Origin of the sequence: Novosphingobium sp. (assembly GCF_965228995.1) — a bacterium.
In the GTDB taxonomy this organism is placed as follows: domain Bacteria; phylum Pseudomonadota; class Alphaproteobacteria; order Sphingomonadales; family Sphingomonadaceae; genus Novosphingobium.
This window is the reverse complement of the sequence record NZ_OZ245852.1, coordinates 1887247-1904078: the sequence shown is the minus strand read 5'-3', so window position 1 is coordinate 1904078 and position 16832 is coordinate 1887247. Positions and strand designations below refer to the sequence as shown.

Below are 16832 nucleotides of genomic sequence, written 5' to 3'. Positions count from 1 at the left end.
CGCCTATCCCGTCACGATCGAAACCCGGCGCGGGGCTTCCCTCAGGGCGCTGGCCATAGACCGCTCGCCGGACTGGGCCTGCCGGTAGCCTTCGAACAGCAGCGCGACTGTTTCGCCTTCCAGCGGTTCGCTGAACAGGAAGCCTTGCACATGGGTGCAGCCATGCGCCGCGACATACGCAAGCTGCGCCTCGTTCTCGATCCCTTCGGCTGTGACATCGAGATGCAGGTTTGCACCGAGCTGCAGCATCGCGCGCACGATCGAGGCACTGCCGGTATCGCCGGGCAGGTTGGCAATGAAACTGCGGTCGATCTTGATCGCGTCAATCGGGAAGCGGTGCAGGTAGCCCAGCGAGGAATAGCCGGTGCCGAAATCATCGAGCGTGATCCGGAGACCGAGCGCCCGAAGCTCCTGCAAGGTCCGCAGCACCACGTCGTCGTTCCCCAGCAGCGAGGTTTCGGTGATCTCGATCACCAGCCGATCCGGGCGCAAGCCGCTGCGCGCAAGCACCTGCCGGACGAGATCGAGCAGCTTCCCGCTCATGATCTGGATCGGTGAAACGTTGACCGACACCACCAGATCTTCCGGCCAGCTGGCGGCGGCTTCGCAGGCCGTCTCGAGCACCATCTCGCCGATCGCGGAAATCAGGCCCATTTCCTCCGCGACAGGGATGAACACGCCGGGCGGCACTTCGCCGCGCGTGGGGGAACGCCAGCGCAGCAGCGCTTCGGCCCCGGCGAACCGGGCGCTGCGCACATCGAGGATCGGCTGGAAGGCGACCTCGATGCTCTGGTTCGACCACGCCAGCCGCAGTTCGTTCTCCAATGCGCAGCGCTCCAGCATCTCGCGCGTTTGGGAGGGATCGAACAGGCAAGTCCGGCCGCGGCCTTCGTTCTTGGCCCGGTAGAGCGCGATATCGGCCTGTTGGGTGAGCGATTCGGCGTCGGTGCTATCGGCCGGCGCCAGAGTGACGCCAACGCTGGCGCCGATTTCGGCGACATGGCCTTCGAGCATGAACGGCCACGACAAGGATTCGACGATTTTCTCGGCAAGCACGCGGGCTTCGCTGCGATTGGCGACATTGCGGGCGATGATGGCGAATTCATCGCCGCCGATGCGGGCAACGGTATCGCTTGCTCGCGCAGCACGGCGCAGACGCAGCGCGACAGTCTTGAGCAGCAGGTCGCCGACCGGATGGCCGAGCGTATCGTTGATGGCCTTGAAGCGGTCGAGATCGATCATCAGGACGGTAAAGGGCTGCCCGCCGCTGACCAGCCGCTCGCAATCCTCGGCAAGCTGGGTGACGAAGCTGTAGCGGTTGGAAAGGCCCGTCAGCATATCGTGCAAGGCAAGCTGCCGCAGGCGGTCCTGCACCTCGACCCGGCTTTCCTCGACGAGATGGGTCGATACGCCGGTGCCGACGATCACGACGGCGGCGACTGCGATGGCGGCCGCCATGGCGGTGAACACTTCGCTGTTCGCGCCTCTGCCGATGCCGTCGATCGGGACGACCACGAAAGCGGCCATGCCGACAAAATGGAGGATCAGGATGGCGGCCATGAGGAGCAGCGTTGCATCCCAGGCGGGACCCATGGCCCGCTTGTGCTTGGCCCTCACCCTGTCAACCGCGATGGCGGAGAAAGCCATGGCGCAGACCACCGAGAGGGCGACATAGCCGGGGAGCCAACGGACGATCCCGTCGGGCCGATAGGCGAACATCCCCAGATAATGCATCACGCAGATCGCCAGGCCGATCATGCCGCCGCCGCAGATGGCCGCAGCAAGGCGGCCGCGCATCCGCGCAAGAACGAGGCCGATGGCGGTTCCGGCAATGGCGGTGAGCGCCGAGACGATTGTCAGCGTGGCATCGAAACGGACAGGAACGCCGGGGCGATAACCGAGCATCGCGATGAAGTGCGTCGCCCAGATCGAAAAGCCGGCGCAGACCGAAGTCAGGAACAGCCAGTGCATCCCAGTCGAGCCCCGCGAATGCAGGGTCCGGTGGGCGAGCTTTATGGTTACCGAGCAGCCGAAGAGACAGACCAGAGCCGCGAGCAACACCAGCAGTGGATCGTGTTCCTGGGTCAGGCAATTCAAGACGCGCACAAGCCACCTCGCGGCCCGTGAAGGTGGCCATGGACTCCTAATGAAAGCATAAGGTTCAGCGTTAATCCGGCCTTGAGCATGTGCTTTTGCGGCAAGTTGTGACTTCTCGCAGTGGCGGCGTGAATGCCTTGATTTAGCGGGCATCTTTGGACCGACCCGGCAGGCAGAAGGGCACAGCGCGGCGCGGACCTGGCGCCTCTTTGCCTACGCAATTCCATGCTTGCGCAGCCGGTGGTCCCTCACGCAATTTCATTGCCATCCGCCGCCCCAAACCGGCCGAAACGATCACTGCCCCGGCACGGATCCTGCGCTGCACAGAGGTCGTCTGCATAACAAAAGATAGTTATGCGTCCAATCTCTCGGTGGCGCACACTTGCGGTTGGCTATAATCGGCAATGATGGCGATTCATTCCAAAGATCCGAGACAGGTCGAAGCGCTGATCGAGCGCTTCCGGGCGTCGATCGGGCCGTTCGTGGCCGCAGCCGAAGCGACCCACATGCCGATGATCTTTGCCGACGGGCAAGCGGCCGATCATCCGATTGCCTTTGCCAACCAGGCCTTCCGGGACCTCACCGGCTTTGGCGAGGACGCCCTGCTGGGCGAGCGGATCAGTGTCCTGCTAGGCGAAGTGATGGACACGGGCACTTCGGCTGCGATCCAGGCGGCCATTGCCGAAGGCGCGAGCGGAAACTGGGAACTGCAATGCAGACGCGCCGACCGCAGCGAGTTTCTGGCCGCGATCTTCCTCAGCCCGATGCGCGATGCGCAGCAGGTGATCCGCCAAAACCTGCTCGCGTTCATCGAGCTTGGCCGACCGGTCGACCGCCTGCTGGAGCAGCGCAACGAACTCCATGCCCTTTATGAGCAGGCGCCCGGCTTCATTGCCACTTCGGAAGGTCCCGAGCATCGCTTCACGTTCGCCAATGCTTCTTACAAGCGGTTTGTCGGGCGCGAGAATCTGGTTGGCCGGAAGGTGGCTGAGGCCATGCCGGAAGTTGTCGAGCAAGGGTTCCTCGGCCTGCTCGATCAGGTCTATCGTACCGGCGAGCCCTTCGTGGGCAGAGGCATGCCGATCGAGATCGTCGACGACGAGACTGGCAACACCGACCAGCGCTATGCCGATTTCGTGTATCAGGCAGTGCGCAACGCGGGCGGCACGATCACCGGCCTGTTCTGCGAAGGCTACGATGTGACCGTGCAGCGCAAGACCGCCGAAAGCCTGTCGGCACTGCAATCGGAGATGATCCACGTTTCGCGTGTCAATGCGATGGGGACGATGGCGACGACGCTGGCGCATGAGCTCAACCAGCCACTGAGCGCGATCACGAACTATGCCGCCGGGGGCCTGAAGCTGATCGATCCCGGCGCGCAAGAGACCGAGCGACTAACGCAGGCCCTGGAAGCAATCGGCGAAGCCGCGCAGCGCGCGGCGGACATTATCCGCAACGTGCGCGAACTCACGCGGCGGCGCGAGACGAAGCGGATGGACTTCGATCTGCAGGCGGCCGTCGGCGAATGCGTCAGGCTCGTGCGGGCGACGGTATCACCAGGGATCCGGATCACCGACCATATCGCCGCCGGCACGACGATGGCGGCGGACCGGGTGCAGATCCAGCAAGTCATCATCAACCTGCTGCGCAATGCCTGCGAAGCCGTGATCCCGATGGACCGGCAGGAGGTTTCGGTCAGCGCGCATGTCAAACACGGCTCGCTCGTCGTGTGCGTGATCGATTCCGGGCCTGGGGTGACGGCAGAGGCCGCGCAGGACATTTTCTCCTGGTCGGATTCGACGAAGGAGGGCGGCATGGGCTTTGGTCTTTCGATCTGCCGCACGATCATCGAAACCCATCGGGGGCGCATCTGGCTGGAGAACAGCGGCCCCGATGGTTCGGAGTTCTGCTTCTCGGTCCCGCTGCCCGCTGAAGCGCTCGCGGCCTGAGCCCCGCCCGATCATTGCATGAGAGGGGGGGAGAATGATCGGGCGGGGAGGCACTTGCCGGGGTGCCGACTAAGTTATGGGGGACGTGACACCCCGGCCGCTGACACCGAGGGGAGCATATCCCGGTGCAGTCTCTTGTTGCATCCTTGTTGCCCCGCCTTCGCTTAAAGTCGATTTCGCTGCACTATAGGAGTTCTACGGTATCAGACGGCCGCTGCACTACAGCGCGTTGAATTCACGCAGAAGTTCGCCGAGCCAATCGGCAGCGCGGCGGCGCGCGGTCGGCGAGGGATCGTTGAGGAGGCGCGTGACATGGCGGGAAACGAACTGCGAGGGCCCGAAGTAGACCATGCTCCACTGATCGAAGCGGCGTTGATCGAGCGGGCCCTGCTCGACGATCACGATCTCTTCATGCCTCGGATCGCTGGAGACGCGTTGCATCAGCACCTCGATCGCTGCCTCATCGCCTTCGAGCGCCTGCGCAAAATGCGTGCCCGTGAACAGCAGCGCGCCAGTAACGCCAGCCTCGGCATTGCGCGCCACGGACGTTGCCACGATCTCGGCCACGACCGCCTCGGCCGCCTGCGAGGCAATCGTGCTGCGGCTGATATAGAGCAGCGAGTTGAGCGGGCTATCCTTGCGGTCCTGCGCGGTCCCGAACCGGTTCAGCTGATCGACCATTCTCCAGACCCTTGCGTGAAGCGCGCCACCATCACCGGCACCTGGGTCGCTGCCTCTGCCGGACTGTAGAGGAAGCCCTGCCCGACAGCGCAGCCGTGCGCCTTGACGAATTCGGCTTGGGTAATGGTTTCGATGCCTTCCGCAACCGTTTCGATGCCGAGGCTGTTGCCAAGGCCAATCAGCGCGCGGACGATGGCCATGTCATCAGGATTGCGGCCGATGCCGGAGACAAACGAGCGATCGATCTTGAGGACATCGACGGGAAACTGCTTGAGCTGCGTGAGCGAGGCAAAACCCGTGCCGAAATCATCGAGCGCGATACGGATGCCGTTCTCACTGAGCTTCCGAAGCGCGCGCGCCACGTGATGCGCGCCGCGTCCAAGGAAGACGCCCTCGGTCACCTCGACTTCGATGAGCCCCGCGGGCAGGCCGCGGGCGTCGAGCTCTGCCAGCAGTCGCTCGGCAAAATCATCGGCGTGGAAATCGGCCGCGCACGTGTTGATCGCGACATGGCCGAAGGCCAGTCCGGCATCGATCCACCCGCGCATATCGTCCAATACCCTCGCCATCATTTGCTGGCTGATCGCCGCCGACAGTTGGCGATCAACGAAGGCCGGCGAGAACATTTCAGGCAGGATCGGCGCGCCGCCGACTTGCATGCAGCGCACCAGCGCCTCGAAGCCGACGAGCATGCCCGATTCGAGATCGAGCTTGGGCTGGTAGTAGGGAACGATGCGCTTTTCGGCCACGCCATCGCGCGCGATCGCCAGCATCCGTGTCTCGCGCTCGAACTCGTCCGCCATGCTGGGCGAATAGGTGATCGCACAGCCGCGGCTCAGCTTTGCCGTGGCCAGGGCGAGATCGCTGCATTTGGTAAGCTCGGCGGCAGTGGCGGCATGATCCGGGTAGATGGCCAGGCCGATGCTCGCGCGGCATTCCACCATCCGGCCCTCGTGCCGGATCGGCTCCTGCAGCCGCGCGCAGAGTGAGCGCATGATCACGGCGATCTCCTCGTCGCGCTGGATGCCGGGCAGGACCACGCCGAATTCATCACCGCCAAGCCGCGCTACAGTATCCGAAGCGCGCAGCACGGCGGGCAGGCGCTGGGCAAAGCTGCACAGCAAGGCATCGCCCACATCATGGCCAAGGGAATCGTTGATCTGCTTGAAATGGTCGACATCGATGAACATCAGCGCGACCCGCGTGCCATCCCGGTGCGCCGCTTTCATGGCGCTTTCCAGCCTCTTGTGGAACAAGGCCCGCATGGGCAGCCCGGTCAATTCGTCGTGTTCGGAGACGTAGAGCAGCTGCTTTGACAGCGCAGATTGCAGGGCAAGCTGTTCCTGCCGCTCGATTACGCAGCGGCGCAGCTCCAGCAGGGATCGCACTTGCGTCGCCAGCGCGCGCAGGGCTTCCTGTTCATCGGGGCTGAGCCCGGCAAGGCGCGGCGCCGGATCGATCACGCAAAGCGAAGCGATCGGCGTTCCGTCTGCCGCGACGATGCGGGTGCCGGCATAGAAGCCGATGTGCGGCTCTCCGGTGACGAGGGGATTGTCGCAGAACCGCGGATCGCGCCGGGCGTCATTGACGACGAATACGGCCTCCGTTTCGATCACGTTGGCGCAGAACGATACAGCGATGGGGGTTTCCTGCAGGCTGAAGCCCCAGGTCGCCTTGAACCATTGGCGATCATCATCGAGAAAGCTGATGGCAGCGGCTGCAGTGTTGCAGAAACGCGCGGCGAGCATCGCGATATTGTCGAAGGGAACCTCGCGCTCGCTTTCGAGAATGTCATAATGATCGATCGCGGCGCGCCGGACCGAACGGGGCCCTGTCGGGCGCGGCGGCAATGCCAGCGGCGCCTCTCGGGCGATGACCTTCATGTGCGCCTCCGGGCAGTTTGCGTGGCACTGCCACCTGTCGCTAGCTTCTGCCTAACCCGCCGAAGGTAAAGCCCGCACGAGTAAACCCCATAACGAACGTTTAACCCCCCATATACAAGTCGGCTGGAGTGCGTATGGAGGTCGTTTAGGTGCCCTAAAGGGCAGTCCTCCAGAAGATTGAAGAGTGAATGGAACAAGGGAGGTCTGGCGCAGGTCAGATCCTTATGGATCACGCGGCCTCGCCGATGCGCCGGGCCTACATCATCGATGATGATGCGGATGTGCGCAAATCGCTGCATTTCCTGCTGGGCGTTTCCGCGATCACGGCCTGGCCCTTCGCCGAATCCGCCGATTTTCTGGATCAGCTCCCGCAGCTCGCGCCCGCGCCAATCCTGCTCGATATCCGCATGCCGCAGATCGACGGGCTGCAGATGCTCGCGATTCTCAAGGAGCGCGAAATCCCCTGGCCGGTAATCGTGATGACCGCGCATGGCGACGTTTCGGTTGCCGTGCGCGCGATGAAGCTCGGGGCCATCGAGTTCCTCGAAAAGCCGTTCGGCCCGGACATGCTCGAAGCGGTGCTCGATCAAGCTTATGGCGAACTCGGTCGCATCGAGAGCACCGCGCAGACGCGCCGTGCCGCACGCCATCTGCTCGGGCAGCTTTCGCGCCGCGAGGGCGAAGTCCTGACGATCCTGATGGAGGGCGTCCCCAACAAGGTCGCGGCGCACCGGCTGGATCTGAGTACCCGCACGGTCGAGATGCATCGCGGCAATGCGCTGGCGAAACTCGGGCTCAAGAGCATTGCCGAAGCCGTCGCGCTGGTCGCTGCCGCCGGTCTGACCGGTCAACCACTTGGCGCGAGTCCGGGCGAGCATTGATCGGCCTGAAGGATGGCTATGGTGCTTTTGCACCGCCGTTCAATCAGTCGCGCCGGGAGGAGACGGCGTAGCTGCGACCGGTTGCTGCGTCCTGAATCCGATCCGGCCATCCCTGCTCCACTGCGTACGGCCATAGAGCAGCGGCGCGTTGCCGATCCGGACGACCAGAACCTGGCCGGGCTTGAGCCCCGGGCCGGTATCAAGCAGCATGCCGTGCTCAGAAAGATTGCGGACGATGGCCGGGCGCGGCGGGCGCCCCACAAGCAGACGCGCGGTCTCGTCGAGCCGGAAGCGCGGCGCGCGGGGGAAGTGCGCCACTTCGCTGCCATAATCGATCTCGCCGGCCTGGTGCCGGAACATCGCGAGCGCTTGCGGTACATCCATGCCGAACCGCCGATCGAGGATCCACCTCACCTTGCCGGCGTAGAAGTTCTGTTCGTCGATCGTCACGTGCAGCGTCTGGCCGATTGTCAGCTCGAGGTCGGTCTCGCCCATCAGCCCCGTTGCCGAGACATCGCGAATCCGCGCATCGCTGAAGGCATCAATCGGATAGATCGAGGCCCGCAGAAACACCGATCTGCGGCGCGCGCGGCGACGATCCAGGGTCGCTGTTGCGTGGATTTCGGCGGACGCCCGCCCATGATCATAACCGTTTGACTCACCCAGCATCGCGTCAGCCTCCCGTACTCCGCGAATTCCCTGATGTGAGCAGCACGGTTACGAGGGTGTCGGCTTCGTTACCGGAAAAGTACGGGGTTTTGCGGCGCGTTGCCGAGTTGCGACCGCCTGGACGTGGATCGTCACCCTCGCCTTGCACATGTGGGTTCGCGGCAGAGCCTTCACCTTGCACCTGCAAGCGGCTATCGCCTGCGTCCCACCGGCGCAGGATGCAGCAGACTGATGAGAAGCACTTTGTCCGATCGGCAAGCGGTCTGGGCCTTCGCGCTCGGCTGCGTTGCCGTCACGCTTGGCGTGCTTGCCCATCTTCCGATGTTCGCGATGGCGCGCGCAATGCACTACCGTCTCGTCGGCATGCCGATGGACAATCTGATGCTGGGCGGCATGGCTCTCATCCTGCTCGGCACCGCGATTGCCGCCTATGGCCTGCTGCCCCGCGAACTGGCGGCCCAGCGTGCGGCGGCTGCCGATATCGTCATCGCTGCACCGGAAGATGCGCCGCTCAGCCTTGCGCATTGGAGACTGATGGCGGTGCTGGTGATTGCGCTGATCATCGATGTGATGAAGCCCGCCTCGCTCGGCTTCACCGTCCCCGGCATGATCAGCGAGTACAACGTCCCCAAGCAGACGGTATCGCTCGTGCCATTCTTCGCGCTGGCCGGGACGGTGACCGGGTCGGTGCTGTGGGGCTGGATCGCCGACATCTATGGCCGCAAGGCGTCCATCCTGCTCTCGGCGGTGATGTTCGTGGGCACCTCGATCTGCGGCGCGATGCCGAGCCTCGCCTGGAATATCGCGATGTGCTTCATGATGGGGGCTGCGGCGGGCGGCATGCTGCCCGTAACCTACGCGCTCCTGGCCGAGATGATGCCCAATCGCCATCGAGGCTGGAGCCTTGTCCTCGTTGGCGGCCTCGGCGCGGTTGGCGGTTATTTTGCGGCGAGCGGCCTTTCGGCACTGCTCCAGCCCGTGTTCGGCTGGCGCATCCTGTGGCTCGCCAATCTGCCGACCGGGCTGACGCTGGTGCTGCTTGGCGCGCTGATCCCTGAATCGGCGAAGTTCCTCCTCGCGCGCGGGCGGATCGAGGAAGCCGAAGCCGTGATGCGCCGCTTCGGGGCCCGCGCCACATATGCCAGTGCCGCCGCGCCTGCGGAGGCGCGCGCCTCGCAGGCGCTGACCGGCCTTGCGCTCTATGGCAAGCTGACCGCGCTCAGCATCTGCGCGCTCTCGTGGGGGCTCATCAACTTCGGCCTGCTGCTGTGGCTGCCGGCGGATCTTGTGGCGAAAGGCTATTCGGTCAGCGTATCGAGCCGGCTGCTGGCCGAAAGCGCGCTGATCGCGTTTCCGACCGTGTTCGCGGCGGCGCTGCTCTACAGCCGGTGGAGCACCAAATGGGCGCTGGCGCTGATGATCGCGCTCACGCTGGCGGGATTGCTGCTGGTCTTGCGGCTTGAACAGCTGGGCGGCGGGAGCCCGGTGCTGCCGGTAGCGCTGCTGATTGTCGGCACCAACGGGATTATCGCCATCGTGCTCCCCTACACCGCAGAAAGCTTCCCCTTGCGGGTGCGCGGCCGCGCGACCGGGTGGATCGCGGCGTGTACCAAGGCTGGCGGGTTGATGGCGCAGGGGCTGACGATCAGCGGCGTTGCGCTCTCGATGGTCACGTCTTCGCTGATCGTGATGGTGCCGACATTCGTGTCGCTCGTTCTCGTGATGTGGTTCGGACAGGAAACGCGCGGGCGCGATCTTCGCGATCTCGATGTGGGTAGCGAACTGTCAGGAGCGGCCGGCTGAACGGCGGCAAGTGATATGCCAGATCAGTGCTCCTGCAATCGACAAGCCCGTCATGGTTATGTAACTGCGAACGCATGGTAACCACCCCGCACACGCCGCTGCTCGATACGGTCGATACGCCTGACGACCTTCGCAAGCTTCAACCCACGCAATTGCGCCAGCTGGCGGATGAACTGCGCGATGAGATGATCGCGACGGTTGGCCAGACCGGGGGGCATCTTGGTTCGGGTCTTGGCGTGGTGGAGCTGACGACGGCGATCCACTATGTGTTCGAGACGCCGCGGGATCGGCTCATCTGGGATGTCGGCCATCAGGCCTATCCGCACAAGATCCTCACCGGCCGCCGCAGCCGGATGCGCACCTTGCGCCAGGGCGGCGGGCTATCGGGCTTCACCAAGCGCAGCGAGAGCGAGTACGATCCGTTCGGTACGGCGCATTCCTCCACCTCGATCTCGGCGGCGCTGGGCTTTGCGGTGGCCAACAAGCTCTCGGGCCAGCCGGGCAAGGCGATCGCGGTGATCGGCGACGGCGCGATGAGCGCCGGCATGGCCTACGAGGCGATGAACAACGCGGCGGCGGCGGGCAACCGCCTTGTCGTCATCCTCAACGACAACGACATGTCGATCGCGCCGCCCGTCGGCGGGCTCTCGGCCTATCTGGCGCGGCTGGTGTCCTCGCGGCCGTTCCTTGAACTGCGCGAGATGTTCAAGGCGATCTCGCGCCGCCTGCCCGAGCCGCTGCACAAGGCGGCCCGCAAGACCGACGAGTTCGCGCGCGGCATGGCGATGGGCGGCACCTTGTTCGAGGAGCTGGGCTTCTACTACGTCGGCCCGATCGACGGGCACAGCCTCGATCAGCTGATCCCGGTGCTGGAGAATGTGCGCGATGCGGCCGAAGGGCCGTGCCTTGTCCATGTCGTGACGCAGAAGGGCAAGGGCTATGCCCCGGCCGAGAACGCGGCGGACAAGTATCACGGCGTGCAGAAGTTCGATGTGATCACCGGCGAGCAGGCCAAGAGCGCTGCCGGCCCGCCGAGCTATACCAACGTCTTTGCGCAGGCCCTGCTGGCCGAGGCCGCGCGCGATGCCACCGTCTGCGCGATCACTGCGGCGATGCCTTCGGGCACCGGGCTCGACAAGTTCGCCAAGGCCTATCCCGAGCGGCTGTTCGATGTGGGCATTGCCGAGCAGCATGCCGTCACCTTCGCCGCCGGGCTGGCCGCGCAGGGCATGCGCCCGTTCTGCGCGATCTACTCGACCTTCCTGCAGCGCGCCTACGATCAGGTGGTGCACGATGTGGCGATCCAGAACCTGCCGGTGCGCTTCGCGATCGACCGCGCCGGGCTGGTCGGCGCCGACGGCGCGACGCATGCAGGCAGCTTCGACGTGACCTACCTCGCCACGCTGCCCAACATGGTGGTGATGGCCGCGGCCGACGAGGCCGAACTGGTCCACATGGTCCACACCGCCGCGATGCACGACAGCGGCCCGATCGCGTTCCGCTATCCGCGCGGCAACGGCGTGGGCGTTGAGCTGCCCGCGGTTCCCGAGCGGCTCGCAATCGGCAAGGGCCGGGTGGTGCACGAAGGCAGCAAGGTGGCGATCCTCTCGCTCGGCACGCGGCTGGGCGAGGCGCTCAAGGCGGCGGACCTGCTCGATGCCAAGGGGCTCTCCACCACGGTGGCGGACCTGCGCTTTGCCAAGCCGCTCGATGTGGCGCTGATCCGCCGGCTGATGGCCTCGCACGAGGTTGTGGTGACGGTGGAGGAAGGCTCGATCGGCGGCCTCGGCGCGCATGTGCTGACGATGGCGAGCGACGAGGGCCTGACCGACGCGGGCCTGCGCATCCGCACGATGCGCCTGCCCGACGTGTTCCAGGACCACGACGCCCCCGACAAGCAGTACGACACCGCTGGCCTCAACGCCCCCCAGATCGTCGATACCGTCCTCAAAGCCCTGCGCCACAACAGCGCTGGCGTGCAGGAAGCACGGGCGTGATGCCAGCCTTGCGCATCCTTCGTGTGATGCCCGCCCTCGCCTTGGCAGTCGGGTGCATGGCGTCTGCCGGGGTGCCGGCGCAGGGTTCCGGGCGGACCCTGGTCATCAATGTCGGCAATGTCCGCACCGCCAAGGGCATGGTCCATGTCGACATCTGTCCGCAGGACAAGTTCCTCAAGGACGATTGCCCCTATTCCGGCGAGGCGCCTGCCCGGCTCGGCACGACGCAAGTGATCGTGCGCGATCTGCCGCCGGGCCAGTATGCGGCGCAGGCCTTCCACGATGAGAACAGCAACACCAAGGTAGACCGCGCGCTGTTCGGCATTCCCAAGGAGGGTGTCGGCTTTTCCAACGATGCGCGCATTTCGTTTGGTCCGCCCAGCTGGAAGAGTGCTGTTTTCGGCTTCAACGGGGCCACAGCGACCATCGGGTTCAGCTTGCGCTACTTCCTCGGCCCGAGCGGACCGCCCAAATCGCAGTGAGCCGTTCGCAGTCCCTGCTCCGCACCGTGCCGGCGGCGCTGGTCACGGTGAGCCTCAAGCGGCCGTGGCTGACGCTCGCGCTTGCGCTTGTGCTGACCGTTGCCGCGCTGCTGACCGCGATGCAGCGCATGGCAATCACGACCGATACCTCGCAGCTGATCTCGCCCGATGTCAGCTGGCGCGTCGAGGAACGGCGGATGGAAGCCGCCTTCCCGCAGCTCAGCGACGTCATGCTCGTGGTGATCGACGGCGCAACGCCTGAACTTGCGGAAGACGGCGCTGCCCGGCTCTCGGCGGCGCTCTCCGCCGAGAGCAAGACCTTCCGCCGCGTCACGCGCCCGGACGGCGGCGATTTCTTCGCGCGGGAGGGCCTGCTGTTCGGCTCGGTGGCGGACGTCCGCAGCGCGACGAAAACCATGATCGACGCGCAGCCGCTGCTCGGTCCGCTGGCCGCCGATCCCTCGCTGCGCGGGGTGAGCAGCGCGCTTTCTACCATGCTCGACGGGGTGAACCGCGGCGAGGCGACGTTGGCGCAGATCGACAAGCCCATGAATGCGCTTTCGCGGGCCATCGACGGCTCGCTCGATGGGCACAAGGCGGCGTTTTCGTGGCAGGAGCTGTTCGATACCGGAAGCGGCGGGCTCGCGCTGCCCAAGCGCCGCCTGATCCTTGTCCAGCCTGTGCTCGATCATGCCGCACTGATGGCGGGCGAGAATGCAGCGGACGCCGCCATGCGCGCAGCGCATGCGCTGAAGCTGGACGAAGCCCACGGCGTGCGCGTGCGCCTCACCGGCGAAGTGCCACTCGCCGACGAGGAATTTGCAACGCTGCAGGAAAACATCGGCGCAGTCGCCATGGTCATGCTCGGCGCGATGCTGCTGACGTTGTGGCTGGCGACCCGCTCTGTGAAACTGGTCACCGCGATCATGGTCGCGATCCTTGCCGGCCTTATCGTCACCGCCGCTGTCGGCCTGCTCGCGGTGGGACGGTTCAACCTGATCTCGGTCGCGTTCATTCCGCTGTTTGTCGGCCTCGGGGTCGATTTCGGCATCCAGATCTGCGTGCGCTTCAACGCCGAGCGGCCCGGCAGCGCGGACGCGGCGGACGCTTTGCGCAAGGCGGCGAGCGCGCTCGGTGCGCCGCTTTCGCTGGCGGCGGGGGCCATCTTCGTGGGATTCGGCGCCTTCTTGCCGACCGCCTATATCGGCATCACCGAGCTTGGCGTGATCGCCGGGCTCGGCATGATCATCGCGCTACTTGCCAGCCTGACCTTGCTGCCCGCGCTGATAGTGGTGCTGGGGCCCGCTGCGCCGAGGCACGAAGTTGGCTTTGCGCAGCTGGCGCCGGTCGATCGCCTGCTTGAGGAGAAGCGGCGCTGGGTGCTGTGGTCGTTTGCGGTGGCCATGGGGCTGAGCATCGCTTCGCTGGCGTGGGTGCAGTTCGACTTCAACCCGCTGCACCTGCGCGATCCCGATGCGCCCGCCATGCGGACGCTGAGCGACCTGACGCAGGATCCTGACCGCACGCCGAACACCATCGACGTGCTGGCGCGCAATCCTTCCGAGGCGCAAGCGCTCTCGGCAATGCTCGCGCGCCTGCCCGAAGTATCGCATGTCGTCTCGCTCGGGAGCTTCATTCCGGCCGAGCAGGACGCCAAACTCCCGCTGATCGAGGATGCCTCGGTGCTGCTCGATCTCACGCTCAATCCCTTCGACGTGCTGCCCGCGCCGACGGATGCGGACATGATCGCAGCGCTGGCCGAGACGCGCACGAAGCTTGCCGCCGTGCTCGCCGCCCATCCCGGCGCGGACGCGGCAGCCGCGCGGCGGCTGGCCACTTCGCTGGACCGGCTGACCAAAGCCGCGCCGCCGCAGCGCAGCGCTGTGGATCACATGCTGGCAGAGCCGCTTGGCGTCATGCTCGGCCAGATGCGCCTTGCCATGCAGGCCCAGCCGCTGACGCGCGAGACGCTTCCGCCCGGACTGGTGCAGGACTGGGAGGCCCCGGGCGGCGTTTCGCGGCTACAGGTCTTCCCGAGCGGCGATGCCCGCGACAACCGCGTGCTGCGCCGGTTCCGCGATGCGGTGGCCGGCGTCACGCCGGCGATCTCCGGGCTGCCAGTCGCGACGCAGGCCGCCGCTGCGACTGTCGCCTGGGCATTCGTCGAGGCGGGCATCATCGCCTTCCTGCTGGTGAGCGCGCTGCTGTTCCTTGTCCTGCGCAGCGTGCGTGAGGTGGCCTTCACGCTGGCGCCGGTGATCCTTTCGATCTTCCTTACGCTGGGCAGCTGCGTGGTGATCGGCCAGCCGATCAACTTCGCCAATATCATCGCCTTCCCGCTGCTGTTCGGCGTCGGCGTCGCTTTCCACATCTACTTCGTGATGGCTTGGAGCGTGGGCGCGCAGAACCTGCTGCAATCAAGCCTTGCGCGCGCGGTGATGTTCAGCGCGCTTGCCACCGGGACGGCATTCGGCAGCCTGTGGCTCTCGACCCATCCGGGCACCGCGAGCATGGGCAAGATCCTCATGATCTCGCTGATCTGGACGCTGATCTGCGCTCTGATTTTCGAGCCAGCGCTGCTCGGCCCGCCGCCAAAGGCGCCTGCCAGGCAGGATTAAGGCGTGCTTGGCGGGGCGGCCGGATCAGCAAGCGGATCATTGAGTTCCGGCGGCGGCGGCGAAGCCTCAGGCTTTTTGCTGCCTGACTGCGCCGGATCCGCCATCGGATCGTCCAGCTCGCCCTGCCCTTCTGGCGCAGGTTCAGCCTTGTCGCCGCTGCGGATGGCCTCGATCTGGCCCACCCGGTTCTGCTGCCAGGCCGAGCGCAAGGTGGCATAGGGATCGACCGAGCCAGACAGGAGCGCGCGCAGTTCCTGATCGGATTCGGCGCGGCGATCGAGCCCGCTCACCGCACCTGTTCCGATCTGGTAGGCCAAGGAATTGAACGGCTTGCCAACCGTCAGCGGGATGACCAGCCCCTCGGACGCACCGCCAAGCAGATCGCGCAAGTTGCTGGGGCCGACAAACGGCAGGAAAATGTAGGGCCCCGGGCCAACGCCATAGAGCGCCAGCGTCGTGCCGAAGCCGTTGTCACGGTGCGGGAGGTTGATCTTGCGCTGGCCCGCAACATCGAACGCGCCGCCTACGCCCACCGTCGAGTTGATGACGAACCGCGCGAGGGTCTTCGATGCGCTGCGCGGCTTTGCCTGCAGGATGAAGTTGAGGAAGACGAGCGGCTCGGTCAGATTGCTGAGGATATGGCGGATGCCCGAGCGCAGGGGCCGTGGCACGACATGCTTGTAGGCCATCGCCGCTGGCCGGTAGGCCGCCTTGTCGAGCACCTGCCAGGTTCCGAACATCACCCGGTTGAAGCCTTCGAGTGAATCGCCGCGAACGTGGTGATGCGCCTTGCGGGCCGTTGGCGCGGGCGCCGCCACATCGGTCTTGGGCTGATCGGCGGGGGCCGCAGCGGGCGAAGCGTCCGCCGCGATGGGTTCCGGGCTTGCGGCGAACGCGGCAGGCCTTTCGGCCGCCGGGACTGCTTGCAGGAGCGCCGCGCTATCGGTTGGCGGAAGCGAAACCGGCGAACTGGCCAGCAACGCCGGAATGATCAGCGATGCGGGCAATTAACTTCCACCCTTGGCGGCAATCGCGTTCATGCGCGCGACCAGTGCCTTGGCGCCGCCGTTCTGGAGAACGGTGCCGAAATCGGACCGGCGAGTGGCGATCTGGCTGATCGCGTTGTTATAGAACACGTCGATAATCCTCCAAGCGCCCCCGCCTTGCCGCAAGCGATATGCAATCGCCACCGGAGCGCCCTTGGGCACTTTCAGCGTGGTGCGAACCACCTTGTCACCGCCGCGCGTTTCCACCTTGGGCGAGACTTCGAAGGTTTCGCCCGAAAAGCTGTCAAAGTTACGGGCATATTCCGCAATGGTCATGCGCTTGAAGGCATCGACGAGTGCCTGCTGATCCGCGCCTGAAAGTTTTACCCATTCCGGGCCGACGGCAAGCCGCGTCATCAGCGGCAGATCGAAGGCGCGCTCGAGCACCGGAGCGATGACCCTGCCGCGCGCCGCTGTGGAGCCTCCGGCGCGCATGGTCCGCAGCAGACCGGCATCGAGTTCGGTGATTGTCGAAACAGCGGGATCGGCCGCCTGGGCGAGCGAAGCTGTGGGCAGCGCGGCTGAGGCGAGGGTCATGAAAGAGGCGACCGCAAGGAAGAAACGAACCATATCAAGCCTTGTCCTGGAATGAGCGGATCGGGACAATCCGAGGCTGCAAACCACCGTTTTCTGCGTTTCTGGTGCCCATTCACACGGCAAGCGCCGCGCGTTTCTGCACTTTTCACCTGCAGCCTGCTAGTCCATCCGGCACTGGGCGGTCCAGCC

12 protein-coding genes are annotated in these 16832 nt (G+C 65.3%); 6 read left to right on the top strand and 6 right to left on the bottom strand.

Annotation, left to right across the window (positions count from 1 at the left end; genetic code table 11):
- Window positions 1-3 precede the first annotated feature (3 nt).
- Window positions 4-1971 carry a putative bifunctional diguanylate cyclase/phosphodiesterase gene (locus ACO056_RS08985; RefSeq protein WP_421854875.1) on the bottom strand — a complete coding sequence of 656 codons (1968 nt, stop codon included), beginning with the start codon at window positions 1969-1971 and terminating at the stop codon, window positions 4-6.
- Window positions 1972-2501: 530 nt separating this feature from the next.
- Between ACO056_RS08985 and ACO056_RS08980 the strand changes: the two genes are divergently transcribed.
- A complete protein-coding gene (locus tag ACO056_RS08980) occupies window positions 2502-4046 on the top strand; it encodes a PAS domain-containing sensor histidine kinase (RefSeq protein WP_421854872.1) in 1545 nt (514 codons plus the stop codon).
- 219 nt (window positions 4047-4265) lie between these two features.
- On the opposite strand, the gene ACO056_RS08975 is transcribed toward ACO056_RS08980, so the two are convergent.
- Both ACO056_RS08975 and ACO056_RS08970 read right to left on the bottom strand, forming a co-directional pair.
- A complete protein-coding gene (locus ACO056_RS08975) occupies window positions 4266-4727 on the bottom strand; it encodes a BLUF domain-containing protein (protein ID WP_421854869.1) in 462 nt (153 codons plus the stop codon).
- On the bottom strand, window positions 4712-6610 hold the full coding sequence (locus ACO056_RS08970) for a sensor domain-containing phosphodiesterase (RefSeq protein ID WP_421854866.1): 1899 nt from the start codon (window positions 6608-6610) through the stop codon (window positions 4712-4714). Before ACO056_RS08970 ends, ACO056_RS08975 begins: the two co-directional genes overlap by 16 nt.
- 224 nt (window positions 6611-6834) lie before the next feature.
- On the opposite strand from ACO056_RS08970, the gene ACO056_RS08965 reads away from it, so the two are divergent.
- Window positions 6835-7491, top strand: a complete 657-nt coding sequence (locus ACO056_RS08965; RefSeq protein ID WP_421854863.1) for a response regulator transcription factor — start codon at window positions 6835-6837, stop codon at window positions 7489-7491.
- Between the two features lie 39 nt (window positions 7492-7530).
- Here ACO056_RS08965 and ACO056_RS08960 read toward each other — a convergent pair whose 3' ends face one another.
- Window positions 7531-8160, bottom strand: coding sequence for a PilZ domain-containing protein (locus ACO056_RS08960; RefSeq protein ID WP_421854860.1), 630 nt, complete (start codon window positions 8158-8160; stop codon window positions 7531-7533).
- A gap of 243 nt (window positions 8161-8403) precedes the next feature.
- Here ACO056_RS08960 and ACO056_RS08955 point away from each other — a divergent pair, with 243 nt between their 5' ends.
- The 4 genes from ACO056_RS08955 (at window position 8404) to ACO056_RS08940 (ending at window position 15060) form a co-directional block, all read left to right on the top strand.
- Complete coding sequence (locus ACO056_RS08955; protein ID WP_421854857.1) at window positions 8404-9963, top strand: MFS transporter; 1560 nt, start codon at window positions 8404-8406, stop codon at window positions 9961-9963.
- A gap of 74 nt (window positions 9964-10037) precedes the next feature.
- On the top strand, window positions 10038-11960 hold the full coding sequence (gene dxs / locus ACO056_RS08950; RefSeq protein ID WP_421854854.1) for a 1-deoxy-D-xylulose-5-phosphate synthase: 1923 nt from the start codon (window positions 10038-10040) through the stop codon (window positions 11958-11960).
- A 56-nt stretch (window positions 11961-12016) separates the two neighbouring features.
- Window positions 12017-12442, top strand: coding sequence for a DUF2141 domain-containing protein (locus ACO056_RS08945; RefSeq protein WP_421854851.1), 426 nt, complete (start codon window positions 12017-12019; stop codon window positions 12440-12442).
- A 14-nt stretch (window positions 12443-12456) separates the two neighbouring features.
- Entirely contained in the window at window positions 12457-15060 is a 2604-nt protein-coding gene (locus tag ACO056_RS08940) for an MMPL family transporter (protein WP_421855418.1), read from the top strand.
- On the opposite strand, the gene ACO056_RS08935 is transcribed toward ACO056_RS08940, so the two are convergent.
- Both ACO056_RS08935 and ACO056_RS08930 read right to left on the bottom strand, forming a co-directional pair.
- Window positions 15057-16067 (bottom strand): MlaA family lipoprotein, encoded by a 1011-nt coding sequence (locus ACO056_RS08935; RefSeq protein ID WP_421854847.1) that lies wholly within the window; start codon window positions 16065-16067, stop codon window positions 15057-15059. The genes ACO056_RS08940 and ACO056_RS08935 overlap by 4 nt on opposite strands.
- Entirely contained in the window at window positions 16068-16676 is a 609-nt protein-coding gene (locus ACO056_RS08930; protein ID WP_421854843.1) for an ABC transporter substrate-binding protein, read from the bottom strand.
- Window positions 16677-16832: the final 156 nt, after the last annotated feature.